The following is a 22524-nucleotide window of genomic DNA, read 5'->3' as shown; positions in this document are numbered from 1 at the left end:
TTTTAACATTAGACCAAATATACCATGAATAATCAAAACTTTATCAGAAATTTTTCAATCATCGCTCATATTGATCATGGTAAGTCTACTCTAGCAGATAGATTAATTGAATATTGTGGGGGGCTGGCAACTCGAGAAATGAGTCATCAGGTACTTGACTCAATGGACATAGAAAAAGAACGTGGTATCACTATCAAAGCACAGACTGTTAGATTAACTTACAAAGCAAAAGATGGTAATACATACTATCTAAACCTAATGGATACTCCTGGTCATGTGGATTTCTCTTATGAGGTGAGTAGATCGTTAGCTGCTTGTGAAGGTTCTTTGTTAGTAGTGGATAGTAGCCAAGGTGTTGAGGCACAAACTCTAGCAAATATTTATCAAGCGATCGATAATAATCATGAAATTATTCCAGTTCTAAATAAAATTGATCTACCAGCTGCTGATCCTGATAAAGTTAAGCAACAGATAGAGGATGTAATTGGTATAGATGCAAGCGATGCATTATTGATTTCTGCAAAAAGTGGTATAGGAATAGAGGAGGTACTTGAAGCAATTGTTAATAGGCTGCCATGTCCAAAAACTAATCAAACAGATATTCTAAAGGCATTATTGGTTGATAGCTGGTACGATTCTTACCTAGGGGTAGTAATTTTAGTTAGAGTTATCGATGGAGTTTTACGCAAGAATATGCGTATTAAAATGATGGCTACCAATTCTAGTTATAATGTTGAAAATGTTGGGTATTTTACTCCTAGAAAACATATATCAGATATTTTATACCCAGGAGAAATAGGCTTCTTTACTGCTTCAATAAAACAAGTTGCTGATTGTAAAGTTGGGGACACAATAACTGACGAGAAAAGACCTTGTAAGGAATCTTTGCCTGGTTTTAAACCGCATTTACCGGTAGTGTTTTGTGGTTTATATCCTTCAGATGCTTCTCAATTTGAGCATTTAAAAGATTCTTTAGCTAAATTAAAACTTAACGATGCTAGCTTTGAATTTGAAGCAGAGAGTTCAACAGCCTTAGGTTTTGGCTTTCGCTGTGGGTTTTTAGGGTTACTACATCTTGAAATAGTACAAGAAAGATTGGAACGCGAATTTGACCTTGATATGATAACCACCGCTCCTAGTGTGATTTATAAGATTAATATGCGTGGTGGAGATCAATTAGCAATACATAACCCAGCTGATTTGCCACCTGTGCAAAATATCGACTCAATGTTAGAGCCTTGGGTTAAGGCAACAATATTAGTACCAGATGAGTTTTTAGGTAATGTGTTATCTTTATGTACCGATAAAAGAGGCGTGCAAATTGAATTAACTTATGTAGCCGGTAGGGCTATGGTAATTTACCGATTACCGTTAAATGAGATAGTATTTGATTTTTATGATAAGTTAAAAAGTTATACAAAAGGCTATGCTAGCTTTGATTGGGAAATAGATGTTTATCAGGAGAGTGATTTGGTAAAATTATCTATTTTAGTTAATAGCGAGCCAGTTGATGCTTTATCTACTATAGTACATCGTTCAAGGTCAGAATATCGAGGTCGAGAATTGTGTAAACGCCTTAGTGATCTAATCCCAAGGCAATTATTTCAAATTGCTATTCAAGCTGCTATTGGCAGTAGAATAATTGCTAGAGAAACTGTCAAAGCAATGCGTAAAGACGTCTTATCTAAATGCTACGGCGGTGATATAACTCGTAAGCGTAAATTATTGGAAAAACAAAAAGCTGGCAAAAAACGTATGCGTAATATTGGTAATGTTGAGATCCCTCAATCTGCTTTTATAGCTGCTCTTAAAATAGGAGATGAGTGATATCATAACCTGAATTCAATACAACATTCTAGGGTTCTTATATCTTAAAAACATGTTATAAGTAACCTCATTTCGATATAAGAATTATTAATTCTTATATCGAAATGAGGTTAAAGTAGCATGATCTATTCTAGCACCTCTAATAATAGTCATTTCTTCTAAATCTTGATAGCTCAAAGAAAATCTACATTTCATATAAACAAATAACATGATGATTTTTGGTGAAGAACAGAATCCTTTAAAATATTTAAGCAGTTTCGGAGAAGTATAAAATGGCATAGATATACTTTCTTTACACTATTCTACTCTTCCCTTGTGTTATTTGCAATAGATGCGACAGAACCGGGGGTATTTGTATATTAATAGGTTTATTACAAGCAAGGTAATTTATGCATTATACAAGGATTACACCTTTGAAACTATCTTATATAGTTCACTTAATAAAGTTGCAAATTCAATTTGCTCAAAACCTTTCCTAGGGACAACTATCATTGCCCAACTATTTTGTTTGAATTTTGATTCCTTGCTTAGCAGTCTAACTAAATGCCTAATGCGTCTTTTGATTTTATTACGAATAACAGCGTTTCCTAACTTTTTTCCGACTTTCATGCCAAAAAGTAATGTATTTGACGAATTATGTAGAATCTCACTAGATTTCTTACATAGCTGCACTTGGGTAGTTTTGTCGTCAATATTACCTTTTACATTTAGTTTTGCAAAGAATTTAGTAGAATTCTTTGCTATTATTGTGATAAAATAAGGACTATGGAACTTTTTTCCTAACTTATTAACTAGGTTAAATTCTTTCTGATTTTTTAGGGATGAGATAAGCACTTACTACGCTGATAATTTTTTTCTGCCTTTTGCTCGGCGTTTCCTTAAAATTTCTCTACCGCCGACAGTTGCCATTCTTGCCCTAAATCCATGTCTTCTTTTTCTTACTAAATTGCTAGGTTGAAATGTACGTTTCATAAATTCACATCCAATACGAAATAATATATTTCTTTATAGTTAGATAATGTTAAACTGTCAACTTAAATAACATTATTTAAAACTAGGGCAGTTTAAAAGTCACAGTCAATAGTTGATATAAACTTAACTACTACCGATGTCATTCGAGGGTTCTGTCACATTTGTAAATCGTGGTCTAGCGAAAATTGTAAAACCTTAGATTTTGGACATTATGATGCCATGAGCATAACAAAATTCTCAAAAGTAGAAAATTTATTATTAGCTCCAGTAATTTGTTTTTTTTGAATCATACGAATATTTTCTATACCAGTAATATAGTTAAGCCCATAGGATTAGGTGACAAAGAACATAACAATTGTAAATTGTCATTCCCGCGTAGGCGGGAATCTAGATACCTGCTTTCGCAGGTATGACACAAAATTTGTATCACCTAATTCAATAGGTTTCACTATATTACCCACTGACTTTTTGCCTTTCCTTACTCGCATATCTATTAACTTCACAAATTTTATCACCCATCTTTGTAAAGTAGCGTAGTCTATTTTATCACCTCTAATAATAGCCATTTCTTCTAAATCTCGATAGCTCAAAGAAAATCTACATTTCATATAAACAAATAACATGATAATTTCCGGTGAAGAACAGAATCCTTTAAAATATTTAAGCAGTTTCGGAGAAATATAAAATGGCATAGATATACTTTCTTTGCACTATTCTACTTTTTCCTTGTGTTATTTGCAATAGATGCGACAGAACCATTGAAATTTGATCCCTTTTAACCAGGATTTCGGACTAAGCTCATATTCAGTCGAGCTTGTGCCTCATTGTCACTCAGCCATATATGCTCTTGGGATAATACTTGAAACTGTTTATCTGCTATATCCTGATTTAATACCTCATTTTTATCTTTGAGCTCAGTGTAATGAATACCTAGATAATTAATTTGAGGATATTTATCTTTAAGTACATTTTGTACTGAAATTAGATTTTTCAATCTGTCATCGACAAGAACGATATTTTTGTAATTTTTATTTAATTGCTCCAAGAAACCTAAAAGCACTTTCCCTTTATCTGCTTTGTTCGTGAATATAACACGAGAAATACATTCAGGAAAGTAACCCTTTAATAAATCATCATTATCTTTAAAATGATACCCAAGAGACTTTAAGCGTGATAAATGAAGTTGTGCTTCATTCTGAACGATACCGTATTTCCTACTGCTGTTAGCCGTAAACCCGATAATAGTCATTTTTTGAGAATCAAGTTCGTTAACAAAACTTGGCATGTCCGAAGAAACCAACTCAACCTTACTAGAAGATAAAATCTGACTAGTTAAATACTCTTCCATCGGTACTTTACACCCATTAAGTACAATCTCTTTTCCTTGAAAATCTTTAAAGATGGCTTTGAGGTGTTTTGAACGATAATTGTCTTTCTCGCCCGCATATCTCAACACGCTATCCCGTGGCACAAACAGTACATAATCGAGGTCAAATAAAACAAGAGTGTTTTCGCCGTCAAATTGAGAAGTATATGTTTTAATCTCGTTAACCGAAGATGCTTGTACAATTTGAGCATTTGCTTCAAAAGCGAAAAAGCCCATGAACACCATGAATCCAATCTTGATACCCAATTTAATCTAGTTCAAGTAATTTTTCATCGTTACACAACCTTCTTGATGCTGTTTAATAAAGAATAAGTATTCTCAATGGAAAATTTAGGAATTTCTTTTTTAATCATTGTGACACTCCCCTGTGTTAATTTATGAGGCTCAAGTAAGCTCAATACTTCAACATCAAAAAACTCCTATGTTCCAATCTTGGATTTGAAATATACTAGAATGGTCCTACGAATTGGATTTGAAAATGAGGGGCGAGTAAGCGAAATGTACATTTAGTACATGAGTACGCGAGTTCCTGATATTTTCAAAAAACAATTCTTCAAAGCAGAAGAGTATAACCTGAATTCAATATAACATTCTAGTACCCTCAATGTCATCTTACAATCCCTGCCCCTTCGGATGTCACCCCCTGCGAAGGTAGAGGGGTCTAAAAAAATAGCATAGAAGGTATGTTATATAGTTTGAGATCCTAGCTTTCGCTGGGATGACATAATGGCGAGTAGGAAAATAGCCTAAAGGCTATTAGATATTATGGATTCCGCTACCTGTGCGGGAATGACATCTTCTCGGCTTCTTTTCATGACTTTTAAACTGCTCTGAATTATATAACTCAATAAAAACTTGATTATCGAGTATGAGTTTTAAACATCTAAATTAACTACATTCAAAGCATTTGCTTGAATGAATTGTCTTCTAGGTTCAACAATATCTCCCATTAATGTTGAAAAAATCACCTCGGCACTATCTTGTTCATGTACTTTAACTTGCAGTAAAGTTCTTTTTTGAGGATCTAATGTTGTCTCTCCTAACTGATCGGAATTCATCTCTCCAAGACCTTTAAAACGTTGAATAGCTATACCTTTTTTACCATGTTCTAATATATAATTCAGTAACATACTAGGTAACGTAATCATAAATTCCTGGTTTTTAATCAACAACTTTGCTTGTCCACTAAATAAATTTACAAGTGGGGTAAATGCTTTAGCTAGCTGAATAAATTCAAAAGACTCAAGCTGTTCTTTTGACAAAATTTTACTTTCTTTTACCCCCCGAACAAAGCGAAAAAATTCTATATTATTTGCGTTAACTATAAACTGCCAATCTGTCTTATCAGGTGTGATATCACCAAGATTTAAAATATTTAAAGCCTGATTTATTTCATTCGTTTTATTCTCATCAAATATTTGATTACCTAATAAACCTTTTATAGCTAGACATTCTGCAATTTGTCGATTAAATTTTTTGCTTACTTGGTCAAGTAACGTAGTGAACCTGATAACCGCCTTTATTATCCCCTCAAGATCATTACCAATGATCTCTGATCCATTATACAGCATAATTGTTGCATCACTAATAGTAGATTTGACTAAATAATCTTGCAGAGCTTGTTCATTTTTCAAGTAAAGCTCGTTATTACCTTTTTTTACTTTATATAAAGGCGGCTGAGCTATATATAGATATCCTTTATCAATTAATTGACGCATATGCCGGTAAAAGAAAGTAAGTAATAAGGTTCTGATGTGCGAGCCATCAACATCAGCATCAGTCATAATAATTATTTTATGATACCTTAACTTATCCAAAGAAAAGTCTTCATTACCAATAGCAGTGCCAAGAGCTGTTATTAGAGTCCCTACTTGCTCAGAGTTTAACATTTTATCAAATCTAGCTCTTTCAACGTTTAAGATTTTACCTCGCAGTGGCAAAATTGCTTGAAATTTCCTATCTCTACCCTGCTTTGCTGTACCACCGGCAGAATCTCCTTCCACAATAAATAACTCTGAAAGAGCAGGGTCTTTCTCTTGACAATCGGCAAGCTTTCCAGGTAAGTTAGAAATTTCAAGTGCCGATTTCCGACGAGTTAATTCCCTTGCTCTTTTTGCTGCTTCTCTAGCAGTTGCAGCTTCAATAATTTTATTAATAATTATTTTTGCGTCACTAGGATGTTCTTCAAACCATTCTAAAATCTTAGTATATACGGCATTTTCTACGATAGGCCGCACTTCAGAACTAACTAATTTATCTTTAGTTTGTGAAGAAAACTTAGGATCTGGTACTTTTACTGATAAAATACATGAAAGACCTTCTCTCGTATCATCACCAGTGAAATTTACTTTATTTTTTTTGTTAAGCCCAATATTCTCAATATAAGTTGTGACAACTCTAGTAAGAGCGGCTTTAAAGGCAATAAGGTGCGTACCACCATCACGCTGCCTTATATTATTGGTAAAACATAAAATATTTTCATGATATGAATCATTCCAATTCATAGCTAGTTCGAAAGTAATCCCTGTTGCTTGGTTATTGGTATTGAGTGCTATACATTTATGTAATGAGGTTTTGGCTCTATCAACATACTTGACATAAGCTTCTACACCACCAGTAAAGCAGAATTCTACTTCTTGTTGTTCAGAAAAACGATGATCCTTTAATAATATCCTTACACCAGAATTCAAAAAGGCTAGTTCTCTAAGCCTATGCTCTACAGTAGCAAAATTAAATTCAATCGTGCTAAAAGTTGTAATAGACGGAAGAAAAGTAATTTCAGTACCATTTTTCTCTGATGAATCTCCTTTCAGTAACAGTGGTACTTCCGTAGCACCATCTCTAAATTTTATAAAATACTCCTTATTAGCCCGCCAAATTTTAAGTTCTAACCATTCTGACAGAGCATTTACCACAGATACACCAACACCATGTAATCCACCAGATATTTTATAAGAATTCTGATCAAACTTGCCTCCAGCATGCAGTTGAGTCATAATAACCTCAGCTGCTGATATGCCTTCTTCATGAATATCAACAGGTATCCCTCGTCCATTATCACGCACTGTTACAGATCCATTTGCATTTAGTATTACTTCAATTAAGTTACAATAACCAGCTAAAGCTTCATCGATTGCGTTATCAACAACCTCATAAATCATATGATGTAATCCTGAACCATCGTCAGTATCACCAATATACATACCGGGTCTTTTTTTTACTGCCTCAAGACCTTTTAAAACTTTGATGGAGTCAGCTCCATATTCTAATTCTGCTATTGATTGTTGTTGATTAGTTGACATATTATACATAAAATGAAAGATAAAGAATAACTATACACCAAATTTACAGCAAGTGTATAGCAATTATGCCAGTGAAGCACAAAATACTATCAATAATTTGTCACAGCAATTGCAACAAGCTCAGCAGGTCTTACGTTCTTTAGAGGAGCAACAGTATCAAGCTAGCTCGAGAAGCTATGATATGCAACACCAACTAGATTATCATACTCGACAATATGAGACTGGCTTAAGAAACATAGAATCACAAAGAGCTAGTTTGACCACATCAGCTGATCAGCTAAAACAAGCTTTTGCAGCATTTACACAAAAAGCTCCAGCCCTTGAAGCAAAAATAAGTGAGGTAGAGCAATTACCGGGTCAGTTCCAAAACCTGTATGATCAAATAGCCCAGCGAAGAGAAAGCTTGAAAGGTTTGACCGAAGAGGAAGCCGGTAGCCATATTACTCAATATCAGCAAGATGTTGAATTGTTAAAAAAGCAACGTAGCGAAACAGAAAGCAAAATACGCCATTCGATGGATAGCATCACCCAAGAGCATCAACAGCTAGCAAGGGAAAAAGCTAATCTTGAATATCAGCTTGCTAACTACCAATCACAGCAAAATCGATTGTTGCAGGATACTAGGGCGTGTCATCAATTAAGTTGACAGGAGTGTTCGTTTGTTGTGTAATAGAGAGAAAATTAAGGATAAATCTTCTCTATGCGTCGATATGCTCTACGTGACGATCAATGGGATCGGATTAAAGATAACCTACCTGGAAGGAAAGAGTCTGTTGGTGTAACAGCCAAGGATAATCGCCTATTTGTAGAAGCAGTCTTGTATCGATATAGGGCTGGTATACCTTGGAGAGACCTATCTGAACGTTTTGGAGATTTTCGAGTGATTCACCTACGTCATTCAAGGTGGAGCAAGACAGGTGTGTGGAAAAAGGTTTTTGAGATGCTGGCTGAAGATGCTGATAACGAGTATGCCATGATTGATTCAACCATTGTTAGGACTCATCAACATAGTGCTGGTGCTAAAAAAAAGAGTTAGATGATGACCAAGCAATTGGACGAGGTAAAGGGGGGCTGAGTACTAAAATCCATGCCACATGTGACGCTCTAGGGAATCCAACGGGATTCCATCTTACCCCGGGTCAAGCTCATGATTTGCAAGGATCTGATGTTTTGATGAATGAATTGACGAAAGCGGATGCTGTACTTGCTGATAAGGCTTATGATGCCGATGTACGTATGCGAGATAAGCTGAAAGATAAGGGATGTATAGCTGTGATTCCCCCAAAGAAGAATCGTGTGAATCCAGCTAAGTATGATAAGGACCTATATAAAGCTAGGCATTTGATTGAGAACTTTTTTGCAAAATTGAAGCAATATAGAGCTATTGCAACACGATTTGACAAAACATCTCAGAACTTTTTGGGTGCTGTTTATATGGCTTCCATGGTAATTTGGCTCAATTGATGACACACCCATGTAACAATTTGTAAAAAATAAGGGAATGTTCGTCTAACTGTGTCAAATAGAAAAAGATAATCTTTTAAATATATAAAATAAAGATTATTGATGTTGTAAATAGCGAAGAATGTGGATAAGTTACTATCAACTTATCCACATGTTCTTCGCGTAAAATAATAGGAAATTTGACATGAGTAAAGCAATGAAACCAATTCAACTAGATAAAGTATCACAAATACTTAATCAAGATAAATGTATGGAGATCATACAAGGACTATACCAAGGCAAGCCATTACTTGGTCCAAGTGGACTGCTAACGTCTTTAGTGAAAGATTTTACGGAGCTTGCCCTAGAAGGTGAAATGGATTCTCACTTACTAGAAAATAGTTTGGAACAAGGTAGTAACCGTAGAAACAGCATTAATACTAAGACTATGAAGACGGCTACAGGTTCTTTCGAACTTGAAACACCAAGAGACCGTAATGGTAGTTTTGAACCACAATTGATTAAAAAAAGACAAACTATTTTAAATGAGGAGCTGGATAATAAAATATTAGCTCTTTATGCTCTTGGGACATCTTACGAAGGGATTGCTGGACACCTACAAGAGATAATATGGTGTAGAGGTATCAGCTGCTACAATTTCATCTGTTACCGACAAGCTGATGCCGCAATTAAATGAATGGCGAAGTAGACCACTTGAAGCGATGTATGCGATAGTTTTTCTTGATGCTATGTTTTTTAAGGTTAGACAAGATAACAAAGTAACAACTAAAGTTGTTTATAATATTATGGGGATTGACCAAAATGGTCATAAGGATACTCTAGGTTCTGTTGACAAAAATTATAGTTAGGAAAGAGGAATAAAAAGTTGCCATAGTAAGAAGAAATGGTAGTTTTTAGTTATCAAAAAAAGGAACTACCAATATGAAGTATTACATAGAAGAACAAGCATGGGAAGTAATTTTATCATTTTTTAAGGAAAGAAATGGTATACACAACAAGAATGAAGAAAAAATGAGACAGTTTATTGAAGCAATATGGTTTATTGTTAGAACAGGTTGCCAATGGCGTCTTCTACCTGATGATTATGGTTGTTGGTACAGTATTTATCGCAGATTTAAGAGATGGGTTGACAAAGGTATATGGGAGGATTTAATGGATTATGTTAAAGTAGATGCAGATATGGAATCAATTATGATTGATGCAACTATTGTGAGAGCACATGCTTGCTCATCTGGATATATCAAAGGTAATCAAGAAGAAGCGGCTTTAGGTAGAAGCAGAGGTGGTTTTAGTACTAAAATTCATGCCCTTGTTGATGGTCTTGGTAATCCATTAAAGTTTATACTAACTGCTGGGCAAAGAAATGATATAACTCAAGCGGGAAATCTTACTCAAGATGTTCAGAATACGACTGTGATAGCCGATAAAGGATACGATAGTAGTGCATTTGTAGAAAGTTTAGAAAATAAGAGGTGTGAGATTGTTATACCACCAAAATCTAACCGTAAAGTACAACGTGAATATGATAAACATACTTATAAGGAACGACATTTAATTGAGTGCTTATTTGGTAAAATCAAACATTTTAGGCGTATATTTTCTAGATTTGATAAAGCTCCAGCCACTTTTTTAGCTTTTCTAAATTTCGTTGGAACTTTAATATGGTTACGTTAAAATTTTTGTCAACAGAACCTAGGAATGTATCTATCGAAAGCAACCCAACTGCTTCTTTTTGTTCTTTAGTTAGACTAGTCTGATTATCAATAATTCTTATATCTGCTTGGACAAATTTGCTCATAATTATCTAACCATATATTTTAAGTAGTTACTCAATAACACTATGTACTTTGTATTTCACGTAAGTTGTCTTGATAAATTCGATAAAGATTTTCAATTGTTTGCTCATAATCAATAGGTTATGCTATAGTCCAATTAAACTGGTTAAAGATATTATTGTTTTATTTAACTTGAACGCTGAACTAAGTTTTCCTTTATCTAATGCAGGACTACCATGTATTTTACCTTTTAGTCTAGCAGTGTTTATGCTTTCCTTAGTACGCTCTGCAATTAGAATTTTATCATCAATCGTGGAAATATTATCCATAGCCATCTTGATTTTTATACATATTGAACTTGTCTATGATAAAATTGAACTTCACTTTGATAATTTTAGAATGAATTTATAAGGTTTTTACACAATCTGCTGAACTCAACTTTGAAAAATGACATAAATGGCGTAAATATTTAATAGATAAATGACGCAAGCAAACTGGTTAGTTTTGGATAACTGTAATTTTTTGTAAAATGAAGTCCAGCTAAAAATGGGGGGTACGTCTTGATGGGTATCTGTTCAGGTGAACGGTTAGTGACAATTACAATGATATATGTTGACAAAAGGCATATATTGTCATACCATGATTGAATGATAAAAAAATATATTTACAATTTTTCATCAGAAAAAAATCAAAAACTTATACTGGAAAGGGGGATAAGTTTTGAAGAGATAATTTCGGCTATTGAAAGTAATTGTATATTAGACGTAATTGAGCATCCTAATTCACAAAAGTACGCTAATCAACGAATGTATGTTGTTAAGTTTAATCATTATATTTATCTTGTCCCTTTCGTTACTGGAGATGACGGAACAATTTTTCCTAATCGTAAAGCAACACAAAAATATTTAAAGGAGGTGAAGAGCTATGAAAAAAAATGATTTCTCAGAAATATTACTTGATCAAGAAGAAGAACTGCTATCTAATTCTTTTGATAATGAAGAATGGCAAACAGTAAAAAACATTCAGCAAGAAAAAAAAAGAGCTTTAGAAGCAGCAAACAATTATTTACAAAAGGATATGAGAATTAATATTCGTATTTCTAGCAGCGATTTGAATCGTATCAAACAAAAAGCTGCTTATGAAGGATTACCTTATCAAACTCTTATAGCTAGTATTCTTCATAAATATTCTGCAGGACATTTATAAATTAGGCTTCTTTCGAAACTAGACAATGATGTAGAATGGTGTTATAAATATCTGATTTGAAGTAATAATATGAAATTCGATCAGATTAAAGAGTTAGAGGATGAAAAATTTCGTCGATTAACAGGAGTAAAGAAGGGAACATTCTCAAAGATGGTGGATATTTTGAGGCAAGCTGATGGTCTTAAGAAATCAAAAGGTGGGCGTAAAAATAAGCTCAATTTGGAGGAACAGTTGCTGATGGTCTTAGAATACCTTAGAGAATACCGTACTTATTTCCATATAGGTCAGAACTATGGGATTAGTGAAAGTTCAGCATATAAAGCTGTTAAATGGGTAGAAGACACCCTAGTTAAACACCCAAACTTTGCTCTTCCAGGTCGTAAAGCTCTAATGAAGAGTGATATGAATTATGAAGTAGTCTTGATTGATGCTACTGAGAGTCCTATAGAAAGACCCAAAAAAAACAAAAATTCTATTATTCAGGAAAGAAGAAAAGGCATACACTAAAAACTCAAATAGTGGTAGACAAGAAAACACACCAAGTAATATGTACAGATTTTTCTAACGGTAAAAAACATGACTTTAGATTATTTAAGGAATCCAAAATTCTTATCCATCCTAAGGTTAAAGCGATTACTGATACAGGATATCAAGGTATACAAAAAATTCACAATAATTCTGAATTACCAAAGAAAAAAAGCAAGAAAAATCCTTTAACTAAAAATGATAAAAAGAATAATCGTAGGTTAGCAGGAGAAAGAGTTCTAAATGAAAACGTTATTGGTATGCTAAAACGGTTCAAAATTATTGCTGACAAATATCGAAATAGACGTAAAAGATTTGGTCTTAGATTTAATTTGATCTCTGGCATTTATAATTTTGAACTACGTCAACCAGTTTCGAAAGAGGTCTAATGTGTTTAACTATATTTACGTTAATTCGGGATCAATACAAAATGGTTTGCAGACATAGACAAACTTAACACATATTTAAGTTTGATTACATGAAGAAAATTAACATAGCAACCGTATTTAGTGGAATTGGTGCAATAGAACACGCACTGCAAAGATTGCAAATAAACCACCATATTGTTTTTGCTTGTGATATTGATCAATATTGCAAACAAACATATTTTGCTAATTATAAAATCAAAAAAAATCAATGGTACAATGAAATAAAAGTACTCGATGGCAATAAATATAAAAATAAAATAGATTTATTTGTAGGGGGAAGTCCTTGCCAATCTTTTTCAATGGTTGGAAAAAGGAAAGGGCTTGAGGACGATAGAGGTAATTTGTTCTTTGAGTTTGCAAGATTAGTTGACGAAATAAAGCCCAAGATTTTTATTTTTGAAAATGTAAAAGGTCTATTATCTCATAATAGTGGTAAGACTTGGAAAACAATTGAAGAAACCATAAAAGGACTAGGTTATACATATTATAAACAAGTTTTGAATTCAAGAGATTATGGCATACCACAAAATAGAGAGAGACTATTTGTTATTGGTTTCTTAGAAGAACAAAGTTTTGAATTCCCAAAACCAATCCCCCTTGAAATAACACGTAACCCAACTGAAGGGAATAGATCAAGTTTTATAGTAAGAGTAGTCGCAGAGTATATAGAGAAAAAAACATAGATATATTAGTTATATAAGTACTATATAGTAACCTAGCAACAACTTTTGATTACTGATAAGATATTCGAAAACCATGTTTTATGTAAACAAATAACATGATTATTTTCGGTGAAGAACAGAATCCTTTAAAATATTTTAGCAACTTTAAAGAAATATGAAAGGGCATAGCTATATCTTTTTTTTGACTATACCTAATTTTTTTACCATTTACAACTGATGCCATTATAGTTGCAATTTTTAACTCTCCATGGTGTCAGAATCACCGATAAAGGTCACTTTATAATCACAATGCGAATTAGGAAATAAATCATTAGAATTAGTACATACTGTAGAACCACCATCATACTTAATGCCCAAAGTATCAAAAGCAACCTCACAGGTGTAAATTGTAAGCAGATTTTGACCCACTATTGTAATCACATCTGACCCACCTCTTGCAACAGTAGAACCCTGATGAGATATGGATTGTGGAGATTAAATTATGAACTTAGGTGGGTCAATAGTTCATTACAATAGTGGGTCAAAATCTGCTTACAATTTACATCTTACAAAAGCGAGATCAAGCAACCTATCTATCTTACGTAAGATGTGATTACTAGGAATCAATGTTTCAATATCTATATAAACAAAATGTTTAAGCTGATAAATGTGATGTCCTTGCATTGAATGTTCAATTTTAATAGTTCATAAAATTATCATAATATAAATTATACTTCACTAATTCAACTAATCTTCTCAGCAACTTTTTCAACAGCCCGACCTGTTATATATACATTAATATTCAAAAAAATATTCCATTCTATTATTTAGGGTGTGTCATCAATTGAGCCAAATTACCATGGAAGCCATATAAACAGCACCCAAAAAGTTCTGAGATGTTTTGTCATATCGTGTTGCAATAGCTCTATATTGCTTCAATTTTGCAAAAAAGTTCTCAATCAAATGCCTAGCTTTATATAGGTCCTTATCATACTTAGCTGGATTCACACGATTCTTCTTTGGGGGAATCACAGCTATACATCCCTTATCTTTCAGCTTATCTCGCATACGTACATCGGCATCATAAGCCTTATCAGCAAGTACAGCATCCGCTTTCGTCAATTCATTCATCAAAACATCAGATCCTTGCAAATCATGAGCTTGACCCGGGGTAAGATGGAATCCCGTTGGATTCCCTAGAGCGTCACATGTGGCATGGATTTTAGTACTCAGCCCCCCTTTACCTCGTCCAATTGCTTGGTCATCATCTAACTCTTTTTTTTAGCACCGGCACTATGTTGATGAGCCCTAACAATGGTTGAATCAATCATGGCATACTCGTTATCAGCATCTTCAGCCAGCATCTCAAAAACCTTTTTCCACACACCTGTCTTGCTCCACCTTGAATGACGTAGGTGAATCACTCGAAAATCTCCAAAACGTTCAGGTAGGTCTCTCCAAGGTATACCAGCCCTATATCGATACAAGACTGCTTCTACAAATAGGCGATTATCCTTGGCTGTTACACCAACAGACTCTTCCCTTCCAGGTAGCTTATCTTTAATCCGATCCCATTGATCGTCACGTAGAGCATATCGACGCATAGAGAAAATTTATCCTTAATTTTTTCTCTATTACACAACAAATAAACGCTCCTGTCAACTTAATTGATGACACACCCTAGTAACTATTGATATTTTTAATACTTTTATAAATTTATTCTCTAGGATATAATTGTTACACTAAACCAATAAAGGTACTAGAATGTCATATAGAGCAAAAATAGCAAAAGGAGGTAAAGTTTCTATACCATCTGCTTACAGGAAATATCTTAATATAGCAGATGGAGAAGAGATAATCTTTACTGCCAAAGAAGGTGAAGTGGTCATTTCTCCTATGAAATTTCTTCTTGAAAAAGCACGTAAAACTATCAATAAGTATCACCCTTCTAGTGAGAGTTTGGTTGATAGATTAATTGCTGAAAGAAGAAATGAGGCAAGAAATGAATAAGGTAGTATTAGATGCTTCTGCCCTACTTGCTTTAATCAAATATGAAACAGGAGCTACAGAAGTAGAAAAACTTCTAGGTAATATAATTATGTCAAGTGTAAACGTTTCTGAAGTAGCAGCAATATTGTTAGACTCTGATATGACTGAAGAAGAATGCAAGAATTCTATAGAGCCTTTTATTAGCTCTATTATCCCTTTCGATAGTGAGCAATCATTTCTTTCTGCTCTCTTAAAAAAACATACAAAACACAAAGGTCTATCTTTTGGCGATAGAGCTTGTATAGCACTTGGTATCAAACTAAATGTTTCTATATACACTGCTGATAAAGCTTGGTATAACTTAGAAATCAATCAAGCAGATATTAAGTTAATAAGGTGATGTTATTATATTAAAATATTTTTAAAAGACAGATTAATATTTATGAGCCTATAAAATATTTTACAAAAGCTGATTACAATCTACAAAGAGCTTTCTAGGGCTATTTATATGCTTCCATAGTCATTTGGCTCAATTGATGACGTGCCCTAGTAAAAGTATATTACAAAAGTATTAAATTTTCTAACTATCTTGTAACACAGATTTTTCCCTAGGAAAGATCGTTTAATATTTTGTACACAGCGGCACGACTTATACCCATCTTTTTAGCTAAAGCTGAATACCCTGGTCCTTATATTGCAGTAATTGTTTTCGATCAATTCGCCGCTTAGCTCCAAATTTTATGCCTTTGAGCTTTGCTTCAAGTCGACCTTCATTGGTACGCTCTAGAATCCGGTGACGTTCTGCTACTGCCGATAAAATGGTTGCTACCATTTTACCAGTTGACCCTTCGGTACTAATACTGTCATCTAAAAAACGTACTCCTACATTTATTTTGTTAAAGCGATTAATTAAGCTTATCATATCTGCCGTATCCCTACCTAATCTATCGAGCTTGGTAATTAACACTACATCACCTTCCTCTACTTTCACCATTAATAAGTTTAGTCCCTCCCTATCAAGATTACTACCAGTTAGTTTGTCAAAAAATATTCTTGATTCTTGCACTCCTGCTTTTTTAAGAGCTTGCTTTTGTATTTCTAATGATTGATCGGAAGTTGATACTCTAGCATAACCAAATAATCTCATATTCTACTTATATATAATACGGAATCTTTATATCCGATGAATGATTAGGAAAGTCTTTAATATTTCTTGTTATTAGTAAACCATTATTATATTGAGCAGTTGCCCATATTATGGCATCAGGTATTTTAATTCTATGTTTCTTCCTAAGAGATATGGCTATTTCACAAATTTCCTCATTAAGATTAATAACAGTAAAATTATTTAAAAATTCTCTAATAGCTTGTTCATCATCTTCTGTAGTTCCAACTAATATTTCTATTTTAGTTATCACACTAATTTGGGGATCCTTATATTGTTCAATTTCTTTACCGGCCTCTACAATCCCTTGTAAATAGTCTATTAAAATATTAGTATCAAATAATGCTTTCATTTAGACCATTCATCTCTTAGTTTTTGTTGATATAGCAAACTATCTATATTTTTTCCTTTCCAAATCCCAAATGCCATTCGATAATTTTCCTTACTTTTATTATAGCTACCAATATAATTATCTAAAGCTTGCCTTACAATTTCCGCTCTTGATACTTTTTTTCTTTTAGATAGCTGGTCTAGAATTTCTATTTGTTTATCAGGTATGTCAACTATTGTTCTCATAATGTTCTATTTCCAATTTATTATATGTGTTATCGTCATCTGATATAATAAGCTTTATCATTGAATTCAAGTTAATAGTTGTTACTTTCAATCAAAGAATTGTCTACTAAGTGGAATAGTATACTATACTGTCTACTATATGTTAATTATCGATTAAATAGATAATAAATTAAACCTATTTATTACTGTCCACTAACTTATAATTTATTGGACAGTGACTTAAGATAGCTTGCACTTTAAAACTTAAGAGTACTATAGAGATTTTGAGAATTCATAAGTTAATTTTGCTTTAAAGGCTTATTTTCTGTAATAGTACCAACTACTGTACCATTTAAGCTTACTCTATTGCTCCCTAAAATTATAGCTTTACGATAGTTTATATTGCGACAATATATTCTCAAAAATTTACGTATTTTAGTTTTAGGCAAATACTCTTGCTCTAACAAAAGTAACTCCTTATGAATACCAATAGCTAGGGGAGTAGGTGGGGTGGTAAAACATTTGGGGTAAGTAGTTTGCAGCAAGTTTAAGATATTAGTATATTCATCCTTGCTTAGTAATATTTTCGGTCGGGCTTTTAATTGAATTTGGGTGTTCTTCTCTTTGGAAGTGATGTTGGTATGGTTGTTTGTCTGTATAATTACAGGCTGAGCTGTATTATTGCCTGCTAGCTCAGCATTATTGTTAACGCTAGGTTTGACTTGAGTTATATTTGTCTTTAATCTTAATATTGGTCTATTATACATAATATATCTTATCATTATATCTTATCATTGGTAAGCGATATAGATGGAATTATCTAAAAGATTTTAGTTTTTGGATTTCTTCAATAGTTAAACCAGTAACCTTGGCAATGTACTCAAATGTATAAAAAATTCATACTAGCAAAAAAATTAGATAAAGTTATGCAGTTCTGCTCACAAATAACATACCCCCAAAAAATGTTTATGTTAGTGCTTTATCTACTATTTTAAAAGCATATAATAAAAAATTAAAGGTTAATGTGAAGTTGGTGCAGGCTAGTATGTTATTTCTCACAAAAAGGGGTTCGAAGCACAAATCCCCGCCGATAAACCAGCATGAACTAAGCCTTTTATAATATAGGTTTTAGAGTGTTTTTTGTGTTATTAATTAAACCATTTAAAAACTCGTATTTTTGTCTCCATTTAAACTATCTTTCAATTTTCTTTTTTGAATATAAGTATTAAGCGATATATGGTTATTATAACCAAAGAATTTGGATATTTTTCTTACCGACAGACCTAGTTTTAGTAATTCTTTAATTTTACTAACGTCTTTATCAAACTTGCTTTTTTGTATACTACCAATTGGTTTACCTAATATTTGTCCTTGAGCTTTTTTAAGTGCAAGGGCATCTTTAGTACGAACACTGATTAGATCACGTTCAAGATCTGAAAATAATGCAAACAAGGTAATTGTGACTTTGGAATTCATATCCTGCTTGCTAATGTCAAGGTTTTGTTTAAGTATTACCACTCTGATATTTTTTTTTACTAATTCATTGACCAGATCTATGACTTCAGGAGTACTCCTGCCAAGCCTACTCAGCTCTGTTACAATCAACATATCAGTACTACAGAGTTTTCCTAAAACGTCTTCTATCCTTCGCTGTTTAGAAGTTTTTCTAGAAGAAACTTGAATTTCAATAAACTCAGATATTTTTAGATTATTTCTCTGGGCATACTCTAATATTGCAAGTTTTTGATTATTTAATTCCTGTTTATCGGTTGAGGTACGAATATAAGCTATAATTTTGGTCATTCTCTAGCCTGTTAAGTTTTAACTGTATTTTTATGAAAAAACTATACATATTGTATTATTTATATAACATATATAGCACTTACAAAATAGCAGTATCTTATCGACCGTTTTATCATATACAAAAAGCTATGATTTATGGTTTTATGGTTACAGGTTATAAACGCATCAAAATTTTAAGCGAGGCTGAAGTCAATGATCTTTATTCTTTGCCAAAGTTCACATTAGAAGAAAGGATTGTTTTCTTTTCTTTAAATAAGAAGGAGAGGCAGCTCATTGAAAAAATTCCCGATATTTCTTCTAAAGTTCATGCAATATTATAACTTGGCTATTTTAAAGCTAAAGGTCGGTTATTTTCTTTTGACTACAAAGATGTTCTGCTAGACTTGGATTATGTGTTAACTCAGTATTTTGCCATACAAGATAAGCGTAAAAGTATATTGCTTAAGGCAAAAAAAGAAGAAAGCAATAAGAAAATTTTGGCTTTACTGAATTTTAGAGACTTCAATGATAAAGCACGTAAAGAGCTTGTAGAACAAGCTTTGCTTTTAGTGCGTATTCATGCAAATCATCTAGATATTTTTAGGGAAATACTATCTCAGATTCAGATAAAACAAATTGTATTACCAAGTTACACTATATTACACGATATAATCAGCCTATCAATCAGTATCGAATTTAAACGTATAGAAAATATACTTCGAGATAATATACCTCCAGCACTTGATAATTTTTTGTTAGGTATGACTCAATCAGGCTCTACAATGAATTTATCAACACTCAAGCGAGAACCAAAGAATTTTAAATACTCAGAACTCAAAGAAGAATGTGCTAAGTCTCGTATATATTCAGAATATTATAAACTATCCAAACAGCTAATAGATAAACTTGAAATATCACCTAAATGTATTAGGTACTACGCCAGTATTGCAGATGAGTATAATATTTACAGATTAGAGCAATTTAGCAAACCACTTAGAAACCTGTATTTGCTATGCTACATTAATCAGAGATACAAAGAGATCATCAATAATTTAGTTACTAGTTTTATCTATTGTAATAACAACTTCATTCAAGAGTCCAATGAATATGCTCATCAGCAACTCGTACTCCATACAGTTCATTATAATGATAATTTACCAAAAGTAAGTAGCTTATTAAGATTTATGGGAGAGGCGGAACAAATAGAGCATACAAATTTTTGGAAATCTGCGTACAATATTCTCCCTAAAACTCAGTATCTACCAACAGCTGACTATATTGAGGGACAATCCTTTGACTTTGAGTCTGCTAAATGGGAATTCTATGTTAATAAAGCCAAGCGTATTAAGGGTAATCTCCGTATGCTATTTAGATCAATAGAGTTTTGTAGCAGTAAAAAGGATGATGATTTAATGCAAGCAATATCCTTTCTACAGGATGTTTTTGATAAAGAAGTGCCGCTAAGTAAGATCGCTAACGATAAATTTCCTGACACATTTATTCCAAAAAGTATCAGAAAATATCTATATATTTTTAAAGGCAATGAAACTAACACCAAACCCTCTGATGCAGCACAAACGTCACCTACGTCCAACCAAAGTCAAATCTTGGCTGGAACTGCCGTAACCACAACTCCTACGGCTGTTACTACAGCAACTAAACCAACCTCAAGCACGGCTACAACCTCCAATGCTTATCATCTAGATAAATATGAGTTTTATCTATACCAATCTATTGTAAAGGAAATTGATAAGGGGAATATTTTTTGTAATGAAAGTACTAAGTATAAAAGCCTAAGCACGGATCTTGTTTCTGATAAGGTATGGCAAAATAAAGACGAACTCATACAAAAACTGAACTACCCTAATATTGCTGTTGATATAGAACAAAGACTTGATGAATTAGAAACAAAACTTCATGCAAAAACTTTAGAAGTGAATAGAAAAATTGCTAGTAAAGAAAATAGCCACATTAAAATAAAAGAGAGTAAGACTAAAGCTGGCAAAGAGGATAAAGATGGTAACAAGAACTACAAATGGCACTTAATCAATCCTACTGTAGATAAGAGAGATGATAATTTCTTCGCTGGAATACCAAATATTAATATTAGTGAGTTGTTATATTGTATCAATGAGCAAACCAACTTCTGTGAAGCTTTTGATCATATCAAACCACGTTACTCTAAGCAAAAAGCTGATTATGAAGGAATCATTGCCTGCATTGTAGCCAATGGGTTTAGTTTTGGTACTTATCGCATGGCACGAAGTTGTGATATAAGCTATAGCACTCTGAGTAATATAGAAAAAAACTTTTTGAGCCTAGAAAATTTACGAGAGGCTAATGATATTATCAGTAACAAAATAGCTAGTCTTAAGGTATTTAACTCGTGGAACATTTTGACGGATAAATTACTAGCTGCAGTAGATGGCCAAAAGTTTGAAACAAGGTTAGATACTATGCAAGCAAGATACTCTCCCAAATATTTTGGCTTATATAAAGGCATTGTTCCGTTTAGTATGGTACTTAACCATGTGCCGATCAATTGCAAGATGATTGGTGCGAATGAGCATGAGAGCCATTATACCTACGACATTATATATAATAATACCTCTGACATTGATCCAAACGCCATATCAGGAGATATGCATTCAATTAACAGGGTTAACTTTGCTGTGCTTGATTCCATAAGCAAATTATTTATGCCAAATTTTAGCGACCCAAAAGAACAAGTCAAAAGCCTTAGAAGTATGAAGCCTTTGACCTTATACAAAGACTGCTTTATCAAACCAACTAAACTCGCCAATAGAAAACTCATCACAGAAGAATGGGATAATATTCAAAGAATATTTATATCGCTCGCGACGATGGAATCAACCCAAGCTACTATTATAGGTAAGTTGTCATCTCATAAGAGGTACAGCAGAATTAAAACAGCTCTTTGGGAATATGATTCAATACTGAAAAGTCTCTATTTATTAGATTTCATCGATGATGACATTTTACGGAGTCAAATTCGTAAAGCTTTAAACAGGGTTGAAGCTTACCACCAGCTACGTAGAGCTATAGCAAAAGTACATAGTGGGAAGTTTAGAGGACAGACCATTTTAGAGAATGAGATATGGAATCAATGTTCTAGATTACTGGCGAATTCTATAATATTATACAATGCAATTATACTAGACAAACTGCTTGCAGAGCTTACCACACAAGGAAATATAGAGGGAATAAACTATTTAAACAGCGTGTCTCCAGTAAGGTGGGAACATATTAACTTTATCGGCAAATATGAGTTTATGCAAGTAAAAGAGACAATAAAAATAGAGGATATAGTTGCACAGTTACAAAAAAATCTAAAAACAACCTTGTAAACCTAGAGATATAAGGTACATAGAGCATCCTAGTTTATCGGCGGGGATTTGTGCTTTGGATACCATCATCAAGTTTATCTAAAATCGTTAATGCTTTAGTACAATAACGAATCGATT

At 33.2% G+C, this 22524-nt stretch carries 25 protein-coding genes and 5 pseudogenes; 15 read left to right on the top strand and 15 right to left on the bottom strand.

Annotation, left to right across the window (positions count from 1 at the left end):
- The first annotated feature begins 24 nt into the window (after nucleotides 1-24).
- Nucleotides 25-1827, top strand: a complete 1803-nt coding sequence (gene lepA, locus AAGD29_RS07470) for a translation elongation factor 4 (RefSeq protein ID WP_341757665.1) — start codon at nucleotides 25-27, stop codon at nucleotides 1825-1827.
- 111 nt (nucleotides 1828-1938) lie between these two features.
- Here the strand turns inward: lepA and AAGD29_RS07465 are convergent.
- The 6 genes and pseudogenes from AAGD29_RS07465 to gyrB form a co-directional block, all read right to left on the bottom strand.
- Nucleotides 1939-2106, bottom strand: a pseudogene (locus tag AAGD29_RS07465) (IS6 family transposase); the annotation flags it as partial.
- A 126-nt stretch (nucleotides 2107-2232) separates the two neighbouring features.
- On the bottom strand, nucleotides 2233-2661 hold the full coding sequence (gene rnpA / locus AAGD29_RS07460) for a ribonuclease P protein component (protein WP_341754585.1): 429 nt from the start codon (nucleotides 2659-2661) through the stop codon (nucleotides 2233-2235).
- 3 nt (nucleotides 2662-2664) lie between these two features.
- Nucleotides 2665-2799, bottom strand: a complete 135-nt coding sequence (gene rpmH / locus AAGD29_RS07455; RefSeq protein WP_341748129.1) for a 50S ribosomal protein L34 — start codon at nucleotides 2797-2799, stop codon at nucleotides 2665-2667.
- A 466-nt stretch (nucleotides 2800-3265) separates the two neighbouring features.
- Nucleotides 3266-3491, bottom strand: a pseudogene (locus tag AAGD29_RS07450) (IS6 family transposase); the annotation flags it as partial.
- An 83-nt stretch (nucleotides 3492-3574) separates the two neighbouring features.
- Nucleotides 3575-4402, bottom strand: a complete 828-nt coding sequence (locus AAGD29_RS07445) for a DUF2608 domain-containing protein (RefSeq protein WP_341757664.1) — start codon at nucleotides 4400-4402, stop codon at nucleotides 3575-3577.
- 659 nt (nucleotides 4403-5061) lie between these two features.
- Entirely contained in the window at nucleotides 5062-7488 is a 2427-nt protein-coding gene (gene gyrB, locus AAGD29_RS07440; RefSeq protein ID WP_341757663.1) for a DNA topoisomerase (ATP-hydrolyzing) subunit B, read from the bottom strand.
- A gap of 52 nt (nucleotides 7489-7540) precedes the next feature.
- On the opposite strand from gyrB, the gene AAGD29_RS07435 reads away from it, so the two are divergent.
- The 5 genes from AAGD29_RS07435 (at nucleotide 7541) to AAGD29_RS07415 (ending at nucleotide 10626) form a co-directional block, all read left to right on the top strand.
- Nucleotides 7541-8134 (top strand): hypothetical protein, encoded by a 594-nt coding sequence (locus tag AAGD29_RS07435; protein WP_341757662.1) that lies wholly within the window; start codon nucleotides 7541-7543, stop codon nucleotides 8132-8134.
- Between the two features lie 54 nt (nucleotides 8135-8188).
- Nucleotides 8189-8952 (top strand): IS5 family transposase gene (locus AAGD29_RS07430; RefSeq protein WP_341757661.1). Its coding sequence is split into 2 segments (ribosomal slippage): nucleotides 8189-8521 and nucleotides 8524-8952, totalling 762 coding nucleotides; the frame shifts between segments, so codons are not numbered across the junction.
- A 184-nt stretch (nucleotides 8953-9136) separates the two neighbouring features.
- Nucleotides 9137-9628 carry a transposase gene (locus tag AAGD29_RS07425; RefSeq protein WP_341757660.1) on the top strand — a complete coding sequence of 164 codons (492 nt, stop codon included), beginning with the start codon at nucleotides 9137-9139 and terminating at the stop codon, nucleotides 9626-9628.
- Complete coding sequence (locus AAGD29_RS07420; protein WP_341757659.1) at nucleotides 9612-9800, top strand: transposase; 189 nt, start codon at nucleotides 9612-9614, stop codon at nucleotides 9798-9800. The genes AAGD29_RS07425 and AAGD29_RS07420 overlap by 17 nt, the downstream gene beginning before the upstream one ends.
- A 73-nt stretch (nucleotides 9801-9873) precedes the next feature.
- A complete protein-coding gene (locus tag AAGD29_RS07415) occupies nucleotides 9874-10626 on the top strand; it encodes an IS5 family transposase (protein ID WP_341757658.1) in 753 nt (250 codons plus the stop codon).
- A gap of 247 nt (nucleotides 10627-10873) precedes the next feature.
- On the opposite strand, the gene AAGD29_RS07410 is transcribed toward AAGD29_RS07415, so the two are convergent.
- On the bottom strand, nucleotides 10874-11056 hold the full coding sequence (locus AAGD29_RS07410) for a hypothetical protein (RefSeq protein WP_341757657.1): 183 nt from the start codon (nucleotides 11054-11056) through the stop codon (nucleotides 10874-10876).
- Between the two features lie 318 nt (nucleotides 11057-11374).
- Here AAGD29_RS07410 and AAGD29_RS07405 point away from each other — a divergent pair, with 318 nt between their 5' ends.
- From AAGD29_RS07405 to AAGD29_RS07390, 4 genes are all read left to right on the top strand, one after another.
- Complete coding sequence (locus tag AAGD29_RS07405; protein WP_341757656.1) at nucleotides 11375-11665, top strand: toxin; 291 nt, start codon at nucleotides 11375-11377, stop codon at nucleotides 11663-11665.
- Nucleotides 11652-11933: a CopG family antitoxin gene (locus AAGD29_RS07400; RefSeq protein WP_341754343.1), complete on the top strand. Its 282-nt coding sequence runs from the start codon at nucleotides 11652-11654 to the stop codon at nucleotides 11931-11933. Before AAGD29_RS07405 ends, AAGD29_RS07400 begins: the two co-directional genes overlap by 14 nt.
- 69 nt (nucleotides 11934-12002) lie before the next feature.
- Nucleotides 12003-12847 (top strand): IS5 family transposase gene (locus tag AAGD29_RS07395; RefSeq protein ID WP_341757655.1). Its coding sequence is split into 2 segments (ribosomal slippage): nucleotides 12003-12390 and nucleotides 12390-12847, totalling 846 coding nucleotides; the frame shifts between segments, so codons are not numbered across the junction.
- Nucleotides 12848-12936: 89 nt separating this feature from the next.
- On the top strand, nucleotides 12937-13569 hold the full coding sequence (locus tag AAGD29_RS07390) for a DNA (cytosine-5-)-methyltransferase (protein WP_341757654.1): 633 nt from the start codon (nucleotides 12937-12939) through the stop codon (nucleotides 13567-13569).
- Nucleotides 13570-13621: 52 nt separating this feature from the next.
- Here AAGD29_RS07390 and AAGD29_RS07385 read toward each other — a convergent pair.
- From AAGD29_RS07385 to AAGD29_RS07375, 3 genes and pseudogenes are all read right to left on the bottom strand, one after another.
- Nucleotides 13622-13735: pseudogene (locus AAGD29_RS07385) on the bottom strand (IS6 family transposase); the annotation flags it as partial.
- A gap of 71 nt (nucleotides 13736-13806) precedes the next feature.
- On the bottom strand, nucleotides 13807-13989 hold the full coding sequence (locus AAGD29_RS07380; protein WP_341757653.1) for a hypothetical protein: 183 nt from the start codon (nucleotides 13987-13989) through the stop codon (nucleotides 13807-13809).
- A 399-nt stretch (nucleotides 13990-14388) separates the two neighbouring features.
- A protein-coding gene (locus tag AAGD29_RS07375; protein ID WP_341757317.1) for an IS5 family transposase occupies nucleotides 14389-15152 on the bottom strand; the annotation gives its coding sequence in 2 pieces (ribosomal slippage) (nucleotides 14389-14817 and nucleotides 14820-15152; 762 coding nt in all).
- Nucleotides 15153-15312: 160 nt separating this feature from the next.
- Between AAGD29_RS07375 and AAGD29_RS07370 the strand changes: the two genes are divergently transcribed.
- Nucleotides 15313-15558: an AbrB/MazE/SpoVT family DNA-binding domain-containing protein gene (locus AAGD29_RS07370; RefSeq protein ID WP_341757652.1), complete on the top strand. Its 246-nt coding sequence runs from the start codon at nucleotides 15313-15315 to the stop codon at nucleotides 15556-15558.
- A complete protein-coding gene (locus AAGD29_RS07365; RefSeq protein ID WP_341757651.1) occupies nucleotides 15551-15937 on the top strand; it encodes a type II toxin-antitoxin system VapC family toxin in 387 nt (128 codons plus the stop codon). Before AAGD29_RS07370 ends, AAGD29_RS07365 begins: the two co-directional genes overlap by 8 nt.
- 208 nt (nucleotides 15938-16145) lie before the next feature.
- On the opposite strand, the pseudogene AAGD29_RS07360 reads toward AAGD29_RS07365, so the two are convergent.
- From AAGD29_RS07360 to AAGD29_RS07340, 5 genes and pseudogenes are all read right to left on the bottom strand, one after another.
- A pseudogene (locus AAGD29_RS07360) lies at nucleotides 16146-16684 on the bottom strand (recombinase family protein).
- A gap of 7 nt (nucleotides 16685-16691) precedes the next feature.
- Nucleotides 16692-17054, bottom strand: a complete 363-nt coding sequence (locus AAGD29_RS07355) for a type II toxin-antitoxin system VapC family toxin (protein ID WP_341757650.1) — start codon at nucleotides 17052-17054, stop codon at nucleotides 16692-16694.
- Nucleotides 17051-17278 (bottom strand): ribbon-helix-helix protein, CopG family, encoded by a 228-nt coding sequence (locus AAGD29_RS07350; protein WP_341757649.1) that lies wholly within the window; start codon nucleotides 17276-17278, stop codon nucleotides 17051-17053. Before AAGD29_RS07350 ends, AAGD29_RS07355 begins: the two co-directional genes overlap by 4 nt.
- Before the next feature lie 278 nt (nucleotides 17279-17556).
- A complete protein-coding gene (locus tag AAGD29_RS07345; protein ID WP_341757648.1) occupies nucleotides 17557-18039 on the bottom strand; it encodes a ProQ/FINO family protein in 483 nt (160 codons plus the stop codon).
- 379 nt (nucleotides 18040-18418) lie between these two features.
- Nucleotides 18419-19060 (bottom strand): recombinase family protein, encoded by a 642-nt coding sequence (locus AAGD29_RS07340; RefSeq protein WP_341757363.1) that lies wholly within the window; start codon nucleotides 19058-19060, stop codon nucleotides 18419-18421.
- A 32-nt stretch (nucleotides 19061-19092) separates the two neighbouring features.
- Here AAGD29_RS07340 and AAGD29_RS07335 point away from each other — a divergent pair, with 32 nt between their 5' ends.
- The 3 genes and pseudogenes from AAGD29_RS07335 (at nucleotide 19093) to AAGD29_RS07330 (ending at nucleotide 22407) form a co-directional block, all read left to right on the top strand.
- Entirely contained in the window at nucleotides 19093-19380 is a 288-nt protein-coding gene (locus AAGD29_RS07335; protein WP_341757647.1) for a hypothetical protein, read from the top strand.
- A gap of 12 nt (nucleotides 19381-19392) precedes the next feature.
- A pseudogene (locus AAGD29_RS10345) lies at nucleotides 19393-19704 on the top strand (DUF4158 domain-containing protein); the annotation flags it as partial.
- A gap of 96 nt (nucleotides 19705-19800) precedes the next feature.
- Entirely contained in the window at nucleotides 19801-22407 is a 2607-nt protein-coding gene (locus tag AAGD29_RS07330) for a Tn3 family transposase (RefSeq protein ID WP_410521188.1), read from the top strand.
- Nucleotides 22408-22524 lie beyond the last annotated feature (117 nt).

This window comes from Candidatus Tisiphia endosymbiont of Ditula angustiorana (genome assembly GCF_964026425.1).
GTDB lineage: Bacteria > Pseudomonadota > Alphaproteobacteria > Rickettsiales > Rickettsiaceae > Tisiphia.
This window is presented reverse-complemented; position numbering and strand designations above follow the sequence as displayed.

Coding starts and splice junctions, on each gene's coding strand:
- lepA (WP_341757665.1), top strand. CDS start 25: ATGAATAATCAAAACTTTATCAGAAATTTTTCAATCATCGCTCATATT.
- rpmH (WP_341748129.1), bottom strand. CDS start 2,799: ATGAAACGTACATTTCAACCTAGCAATTTAGTAAGAAAAAGAAGACAT.
- AAGD29_RS07445 (WP_341757664.1), bottom strand. CDS start 4,402: ATGGGCTTTTTCGCTTTTGAAGCAAATGCTCAAATTGTACAAGCATCT.
- gyrB (WP_341757663.1), bottom strand. CDS start 7,488: ATGTCAACTAATCAACAACAATCAATAGCAGAATTAGAATATGGAGCT.
- AAGD29_RS07425 (WP_341757660.1), top strand. CDS start 9,137: ATGAGTAAAGCAATGAAACCAATTCAACTAGATAAAGTATCACAAATA.
- AAGD29_RS07420 (WP_341757659.1), top strand. CDS start 9,612: ATGCCGCAATTAAATGAATGGCGAAGTAGACCACTTGAAGCGATGTAT.
- AAGD29_RS07415 (WP_341757658.1), top strand. CDS start 9,874: ATGAAGTATTACATAGAAGAACAAGCATGGGAAGTAATTTTATCATTT.
- AAGD29_RS07410 (WP_341757657.1), bottom strand. CDS start 11,056: ATGGATAATATTTCCACGATTGATGATAAAATTCTAATTGCAGAGCGT.
- AAGD29_RS07405 (WP_341757656.1), top strand. CDS start 11,375: ATGATAAAAAAATATATTTACAATTTTTCATCAGAAAAAAATCAAAAA.
- AAGD29_RS07400 (WP_341754343.1), top strand. CDS start 11,652: ATGAAAAAAAATGATTTCTCAGAAATATTACTTGATCAAGAAGAAGAA.
- AAGD29_RS07390 (WP_341757654.1), top strand. CDS start 12,937: ATGAAGAAAATTAACATAGCAACCGTATTTAGTGGAATTGGTGCAATA.
- AAGD29_RS07370 (WP_341757652.1), top strand. CDS start 15,313: ATGTCATATAGAGCAAAAATAGCAAAAGGAGGTAAAGTTTCTATACCA.
- AAGD29_RS07365 (WP_341757651.1), top strand. CDS start 15,551: ATGAATAAGGTAGTATTAGATGCTTCTGCCCTACTTGCTTTAATCAAA.
- AAGD29_RS07355 (WP_341757650.1), bottom strand. CDS start 17,054: ATGAAAGCATTATTTGATACTAATATTTTAATAGACTATTTACAAGGG.
- AAGD29_RS07350 (WP_341757649.1), bottom strand. CDS start 17,278: ATGAGAACAATAGTTGACATACCTGATAAACAAATAGAAATTCTAGAC.
- AAGD29_RS07345 (WP_341757648.1), bottom strand. CDS start 18,039: ATGATAAGATATATTATGTATAATAGACCAATATTAAGATTAAAGACA.
- AAGD29_RS07340 (WP_341757363.1), bottom strand. CDS start 19,060: ATGACCAAAATTATAGCTTATATTCGTACCTCAACCGATAAACAGGAA.
- AAGD29_RS07335 (WP_341757647.1), top strand. CDS start 19,093: ATGAAAAAACTATACATATTGTATTATTTATATAACATATATAGCACT.
- AAGD29_RS07330 (WP_410521188.1), top strand. CDS start 19,801: ATGACTCAATCAGGCTCTACAATGAATTTATCAACACTCAAGCGAGAA.